The sequence below is a fragment of the Paraconexibacter sp. genome (genome assembly GCF_041602235.1).
In the GTDB taxonomy this organism is placed as follows: domain Bacteria; phylum Actinomycetota; class Thermoleophilia; order Solirubrobacterales; family Solirubrobacteraceae; genus Paraconexibacter.
The window spans coordinates 1-6,883 of sequence record NZ_JBFIGP010000213.1; the positions used below are offsets into that span (position 1 = coordinate 1).

General features: G+C 71.9%; 7 protein-coding genes and 1 pseudogene. All 8 read left to right on the forward strand.

Annotated elements, in window-relative coordinates:
- On the forward strand, window positions 1–1,356 hold a 1,356-nt coding region (locus ABYE80_RS15145; protein ID WP_372791123.1), incomplete at its 5' end, for a putative PEP-binding protein.
- A gap of 133 nt (window positions 1,357–1,489) precedes the next feature.
- Window positions 1,490–1,912 (forward strand): YccF domain-containing protein, encoded by a 423-nt coding sequence (locus ABYE80_RS15150; RefSeq protein ID WP_372791124.1) that lies wholly within the window; start codon window positions 1,490–1,492, stop codon window positions 1,910–1,912.
- A gap of 63 nt (window positions 1,913–1,975) precedes the next feature.
- Window positions 1,976–2,797, forward strand: a complete 822-nt coding sequence (locus ABYE80_RS15155) for a hypothetical protein (protein WP_372791125.1) — start codon at window positions 1,976–1,978, stop codon at window positions 2,795–2,797.
- Between the two features lie 181 nt (window positions 2,798–2,978).
- Entirely contained in the window at window positions 2,979–4,622 is a 1,644-nt protein-coding gene (locus ABYE80_RS15160; protein ID WP_372791126.1) for an ATP-binding cassette domain-containing protein, read from the forward strand.
- Window positions 4,623–4,817: 195 nt separating this feature from the next.
- Window positions 4,818–5,252, forward strand: a complete 435-nt coding sequence (trxA, locus tag ABYE80_RS15165) for a thioredoxin (RefSeq protein WP_372791127.1) — start codon at window positions 4,818–4,820, stop codon at window positions 5,250–5,252.
- A gap of 74 nt (window positions 5,253–5,326) precedes the next feature.
- A complete protein-coding gene (locus ABYE80_RS15170; protein WP_372791128.1) occupies window positions 5,327–6,271 on the forward strand; it encodes an HNH endonuclease in 945 nt (314 codons plus the stop codon).
- A gap of 60 nt (window positions 6,272–6,331) precedes the next feature.
- On the forward strand, window positions 6,332–6,601 hold the full coding sequence (locus tag ABYE80_RS15175) for a DUF1778 domain-containing protein (RefSeq protein ID WP_372791129.1): 270 nt from the start codon (window positions 6,332–6,334) through the stop codon (window positions 6,599–6,601).
- Window positions 6,598–6,883: pseudogene (locus ABYE80_RS15180) on the forward strand (N-acetyltransferase); the annotation flags it as partial. The gene ABYE80_RS15175 and the pseudogene ABYE80_RS15180, both read left to right, overlap by 4 nt.

Here is a 6,883-nt window from a genome sequence, read left to right on the forward strand (position 1 = left end):
ACCTCGCTGGACGGTCCCGCGACCGCCGACGCGAGCGTCGCGACGGGGCCGGTCGGCAAGTCGCTCCTCCACGGCCTCGGGGCCGCTCCCGGACGCGCGTCGGGCCCGGTGCGCGTGCTCCAGTCCCCGTCCGACGGCGCGCAACTGCAGGACGGCGACGTGCTCGTGGCGCACATGACCACGCCGGACTGGGTGCCGATGCTGCGCCGAGCCGCGGCGGTCGTCACGGACTCGGGCGGCATGACCTGCCACGCGGCGATCGTCTCGCGTGAGCTCGGGATCCCGTGCGTGGTCGGCACCGGCTCGGGCACGCAGCAGCTGCGCACGGGGGAGGTCGTCACCGTCGACGCGACGCTCGGGGAGGTCCGTGAGGGCGCGGAGCGCGCCCCGGCTCCGGCTGCCGAGGCCGCGGGCGGTGCGCTCGCCGCCGCGCCGGCCGTGACGGGCACCTTGCTGCTCGTGAACCTCTCCGAGCCGTCGCAGGTCGCGAAGACCGCGGCGCTGCCGGTCGACGGCGTCGGCCTGTTGCGAGCGGAGATGATGGTGCTGGAGGCGCTGGACGGCGAGCACCCCCGGCTGCTCATCGAGGAGGGCCGCACCGAGGAGTTCGTCGCGCGGATGGCCGAGGCCCTCACGACGTTCGCGGCGGGCTTCGCGCCCCGGCCGATCACCTACCGGACGATCGACTTCCGCACCAACGAGTTCCGCGGGCTGCGCGGCGGCGAGCGGTTCGAGCCGCAGGAGGCCAACCCGATGATCGGCTACCGCGGCGCGCTGCGGTACACGAAGGAGCCCGACCTGCTGGGGCTCGAGCTCGACGCGATCGCCCAGGTGTGGGACGCGGGGCACCGCAACCTGCATGTGATGCTGCCGTTCGTGAGGACAGAGCGCGAGCTGCGGACCTGCCGCGAGCTGTTCGCCCAGCGCGGCCTGCTGGACCGGCCCGGCTTCGAGCTGTGGGTGATGGCCGAGGTGCCGTCGGTGCTGTTCTCCCTTGAGCGCTACGCGAAGCTGGGGATCGCCGGGATCTCGATCGGGTCCAACGACCTGACGCAGTTGTTGCTCGGCGCAGATCGCGACTCCGAGATGCTGGCCGAGACGTTCGACGAGCGCGACGGCGCGGTCGTCGCGTACCTCGAGCAGCTGATCCCGCACGCGCGGTCGCTGGGCCTGCGCACCTCGATCTGCGGCCAGGCGCCGTCGGTGCACCCGGAGTACGCGGAGCTGCTGGTGCGGGCCGGGATCGACGCGGTGTCCGTGACTCCCGATGCGGTGGAGCGGACGCGGAGGCTGCTGGCGGCGGCCGAGCAGCGGCTCGTGCTGGACGCCGCCCGCGCGGGCGGTGGCGCCCGGTAGCGTGCGGCCATGGACGAGGTCATCCCCGGCATCCTGCACTTCGACGTGATGCTGTTCTCCCACGGCGCGCCGGTGCCGAGCGGCGGGAAGGCGATGCTGCGGGCGTTCCTCGAGGGGCGCGGGTAGCGGCCCGGTGCGCCTGGTCCTCAACATCATCTGGTTTGTGTTGGCCGGCTTCTGGCTGTTCGTCGGCTACGCGTTCGCGGCGCTGATCTGCTTCCTGCTCATCGTCACGATCCCGTTCGGTGTCGCTGCGCTGCGCATCGCGCTCTACGGCGTCTGGCCGTTCGGGCGGGCGGTCATCCCGCAGGAGGGCAAGGGCGCGGGGTCGACCCTGGGCAACGTCCTGTGGTTCCTGGTGGCGGGGTGGTGGCTGGCGCTCCTGCACATCGTCACCGGCGTGGCGCTGTGCCTGACGATCATCGGCATACCGCTCGGCCTCGCGAACTTCCGGCTGCTCGCGGTGTCGATCCGCCCGTTCGGCCGCGAGATCGTCAGCAACGAGCGGGCACAGGCGCTGGGCTACGGCGGCACCGCCGTCTTCGGGGGCACCTGACCGTGCGCGCGGACGGACGGCACGTAGGATCGCAACTGCGACATTCCACGACAGGAAGGTGACATGGGACTGTTCGGAGGCAAGCCAGACGTCGAGATCCAGCTCGACAGCGACACGGTGGTGGCGGGCGGGACCGTCCGAGCACGCGCGACGTTCGGCGCGCCCGATCGCAAGACGCAGGGTGCCCGTATCGAGCTGCTGTACCGCAACACCTACAAGCACGACACGACCGATAGCGACGGGGACCGCACGACCAGCACGACGCATTCGGATGTCATCGTGGTCGTCCAGCAGGTGGACCTCAGCGATTCGGGCCTGACCGGCGGGGTCGAGGCGGTCTTCGACGTGCCGCGCGAGGCGCCGGGCACCGCCTTCAAGTCGGTCGAGTGGAAGGTGCGCGCGGTCGTCGACCGCAAGCTCGCGCGTGACGCCCGCGCCGAGGCGCCGCTGACCGTGCTGGTGCCGGCCGACCAGCATCCGATGTGGGCGACCGGTCCGCTGGAGTGCTCCGAGGCCTGGCCGATGTCGATCGAGCCGTCCTCCCGCGTCGTGCGCCCGGGCGAGACGATCACCGGCCGGTTCACCTTCGCGCCCAGCGAGACGATCAAGGCCAGCGGCGTGCGCGTCCAGCTCCGCCGCCATCGCAGCGATCCCGACGCCAACTCCGACATCGACGACAAGACCCGCGTCGAGCTCATGGGCAAGACCGAGCTGCCCGCCGGCCAGTACCAGGACCTCTCCTTCTCGATCACCGTGCCGCCGGACGCCGCCCCGTCGTTCGACGCGCAGTACAACACGCAGCGCTGGTACCTCGAGGGCGTGATCGACAAGTCGCTCGCGCGGGATCCGAACGTGAAGGCGGAGGTGTTCGTGTACACGGGGTGAGGCGGCGCGGCGTGGGAGTGCGCGCCGTGTCGTGATACCGTCGGGCGCGGCCCTCACCGGGCCTCCTATGCGCAACGTCTGAGCTGCCATCGCCGCCTTGACCCGCCCGGCTTCGTGCCGGTGCCGCGGCTGGCTGTCCGCTCGTTCGACCGCCTGGGAGTCTCTCTTGTCTGCTTCACGCTTGGTCGCGCACGGCATCGTCCGTCGTCGCGGCGCACGAACCATCCTCGACGGCATCGACCTACGGGTTGGCGCGTCAAGCCGTCTTGCCGTCATCGGGCCCAACGGGGCCGGCAAGTCGACGCTGCTGCGGATCCTCGCGGGGACCGAGCCGCCCGACGCCGGGCGCGTCGTGCGCGAGGGCAGCGTCGGCCTGTTCACGGGGCTGGAGCCCCGGTCCGCCGTCCGGGGCGCGGCGCAGTTGTCGCTGGCGGACGTGCTGCTGGAACGGGTCGGGGTCGCCGGTGCGCAGCGGCGGGTCGATGCGCTCGCAGCACGGCTGGCGGACGGTGACCTCTCTGCGATCGAGCCGCACGCGGAGGCTCTGGAGGTGTGGCTGGCGCTGGGCGGCGCCGACGCTGTGGTGCGGCTCGAGGTCGCCGCCGACCGGCTGGGGCTCGACCGCGACCTGCTGCAGCGACCGGTCTCGAGCCTGTCGGGCGGGCAGCGTGCGCGGGCCGGTCTGGTGGGGCTGGTCGCGGCACGCCACGACAGCCTGCTGCTCGACGAGCCCACCACCCATCTCGATGATGCGGGCCTCGAGGTCTTGGCGTCGGTGATCGACGACCACCCCTCCGGGCTCGTGGTGGTCAGTCACGACCGCACGCTGCTCGCCGAGGTCGCCGACGAGGTCCTCGTGCTGGATCCGCGGACGGGCCGCGGTGAGGTGCACGCGGGCGGCTTCGCCGCGATGGAGGCCGCGCGCGAGGCGGCGAGAGCACGCGCCCAGGCGGCGCACGACGACGCGCTGCGACGGCGTCGGAAGCTCAGGCAGGCAGAGATGCAGACGCGACAGCGCGCGCAGGGGACCATCGCCGCGGTCCGCAACCGCCCGCGCGACAACGACAAGTCCCAGCGGCGCTTCTTCGAGATGCGCGCCCAGCAGCGCCAGTCGCGGGCTCGGAAGATCGGCGACCGCGCGCAGCGGATCGAGGTGCCCGACGCGCCGTGGCAGGCGCCGACGCTGCGGCTGGGCCTTGATGGTGGGGACGGTCGAGGTGGCCGTGGCAGGGGAGGTGGCGGTGTCGTCGGCGGCGGGCCGGTGCTGGCGCTCACCGCCGGGGTGCTGCAGCGTGGGAGCTGGCGTCTGGGTCCGCTGGATCTGTCGGTGCGCCTTGGTGAGCGGGTCGAGCTGCGGGGGCCCAACGCCAGTGGCAAGTCGACCGTGCTCGCCGCCCTCGCCGGTGCGCTGCCGCTGGCGGCCGGAGAGCGATGGCAGGCGGCGAACGTGCGCGTCGCGGTGCTCGGGCAGGACCGTGATGGTCTGTCCGAGGACCGACCGCTGGCGGCGGCGGTCGCCGAGCTGGCGGGCGTCGAGGATCAAGTCGCACGCGCGGCGCTCGGAGCGTTCGGCCTCGGGGCCGATCACGCTGACCGGTCCGCTGCGACGCTCTCGTCCGGGGAGCGGACACGAGCCGAGCTCGCCGTGATCGGGGCGCTCGGTGCCGGGGTCCTGTTGCTCGACGAGCCGAGCAACAACCTCGACGTCGAGTCCCTCGAGGTGCTCGAGGCCGCCCTCGCCGGCTGGGGTGGGGCGGTCGTCGTGGCGACGCACGACGTGCGGTTGCGGGAGCGGTTGGAGGTGGGGCGGACGGTGAGGCTGTAGGGCGGTGGGGGTGGGCGCGCCGGGTGGCCTGGGCGGTCGCGTGGGCGGCGCGGACGGTCGCGCTGGCGCGTCAGGGCGCTGGCGCGTCTGCCGGGCGGGCGCACTTGCCTGGCGGGCGCGCCTGCGGCGCGCACCGGGTGCGGGGTTCGGAGTTGTGCGGATGTGCGGGCGTGTCGCGTCTGGTCTCATCGAGGCATGGCCACGACCACGCCTTCCACCGCCGCCCCGATCACGAGCTGCCCGGCCTGCGGTCAGCGCAACCGGCTGAACCCGACCCCGACCGGCGCCCCGGCCTGCGGGCGCTGCCACGCGAAGCTGCCGTGGCTCGTCGACGCGACGACCGCGACGTTCGCCGCCGAGACCACCGCGTCGGTCCCGGTGCTCGTGGACTTCTGGGCGCCGTGGTGCGGCCCGTGCCGCATCATCGCGCCCGCCCTGCAGCAGCTCGCCGCCCAGCACGCCGGCAGGGTCAAGGTCGTGAAGGTGAACATCGACGAGGAGCCGGCGCTCGCGTCCCGGTTCGGCGTGGCGTCGATCCCGACGATGGTCGTGATCCGCGGGGGTGCGGAGGTGGATCGGATCGTGGGTGCCCTGCCCGCGCAGGCGCTGGCGGGGCGGTTGGGGTTGTAGGGGAGCAGCAGGCGCGCCGCGCCGGCGGCTCAACAGCGGTCGCATTTCGTGACACGCGCGGCGATACTCGCGCCGTGGAGAGTGATCACGACCGTGCCCTTCGTAAGGCGGCGCTCGAGCGGGCTCGCGAGCTCTCACGACGCTACACCGACCTGGTCCCCCTGGCCGCTCTCCAAGCCGGCTTCGAGTTCCAGGGACAGCGGGTGAGCTTCGGCTCCTTCTACAGCGGCATCTTCCGTCCGAAGGAACTCCAAGGTCCCGCCGCGCTGTGTCTCGTGACCGCACCGCCCAAGCCCGGGAAGCAGGCGCCGTACGAGGACACCTATGACCCTGCGACCGGTCGCTTCGCATACCGTTTCCGCGACGCCGCCCGCGGGTCGGATCGAGCCCTAGCACTGTCGGAGGCGGACAATCGCAAGCTCTTCGAGGCGCACGAGCGGGCGGTGCCGCTCATCTACTTCCGGGGCATCGCGCCCGGCCAGTACACGCCGATAGCGCCAGCGTTCGTCACGGCGATCGACGCGACCACGCGTACCGCGATGCTCGAGGTTGGTCTGCCGGTCGCTGACACCACCGAACGTGGTCTTGTCAGCGACGAGGCGACCCGGCGGTACGCAACACGGGAGGCCGCCTATCGGCTCCATCAACATCGGTTCAGGCGCGCCGTCCTCCTGGCGTACCGGACCCGCTGCACGATCTGTTCGCTGAAGGAAGCGTCGCTGCTTCAGGCAGCGCACATCATCGAGGACCGCGACCCCGACGGTTCGGCGAGCGTGAACAACGGCCTTGCGCTGTGCGCCATTCACCACCTGGCCTACGACCGCAACCTGTTGGGCATCGACCCAGACGGCGTCGTTCACATTCATACCCGTCTCCTCAACGAGATCGACGGCCCGATGCTCAAGAACGGGCTTCAGCACTTCCACGGCGCCCACATCCTGCAGCCATCGCGAGTGTCCGAGCGTCCCGACCGCGAGCGCCTCGCCGCGCGTTTCGAGACGTTCCTCGACGTGGCCTAGTCGCTCAGACGGCACTTCGGCCCGCTAGCAACTTCCGTACAACTGCCGTACATTGCGTTCATGGCCGCACGCACGAAGCGAATCGAGATGCGAGCAGACGTCGAGAGCGAGGCTCGGATCTCGCGGGCGGCTGCCCTCGAGCGGGTGTCGGTGTCCGCGTTCGTCCTTGGTGCGGCTACCCGCGCGGCAGATGACGTGCTCAGCCAGGCCGAGCAGACCGTCATGCCGGCCGAGCAGTTCGATGCGCTGATGGCCTCGCTCGACGTCGCGGATCGCGCGCCGCACCTGCGCAAGGTCGCGCGCCGTAAGCGCGCCTTCGATCGCGCGTGATCTACCGGTCGGCGCGGCTCGCCGCCGAGCACGAGACCGAGGTATTCGACTGCGGGAACGCCAGGTTGAACGACTGGCTCCGGGGACAGGCGCTTCGCGCCGAGCGCGCCGGGATCTCCGCGACGACGGTGTGGACCGAACCAGGCAGCCTCGAGGTCGTCGCGTTCCACACGATCGCGCCCACCCAAGTCCGGCGTGACGAGCTTCCTTCGCGGACGATGGCCGCCGGCTACGGCACGGTCCCCGGGTATCGACTCGGGCGTCTGGGTCTCGATCGGCGGC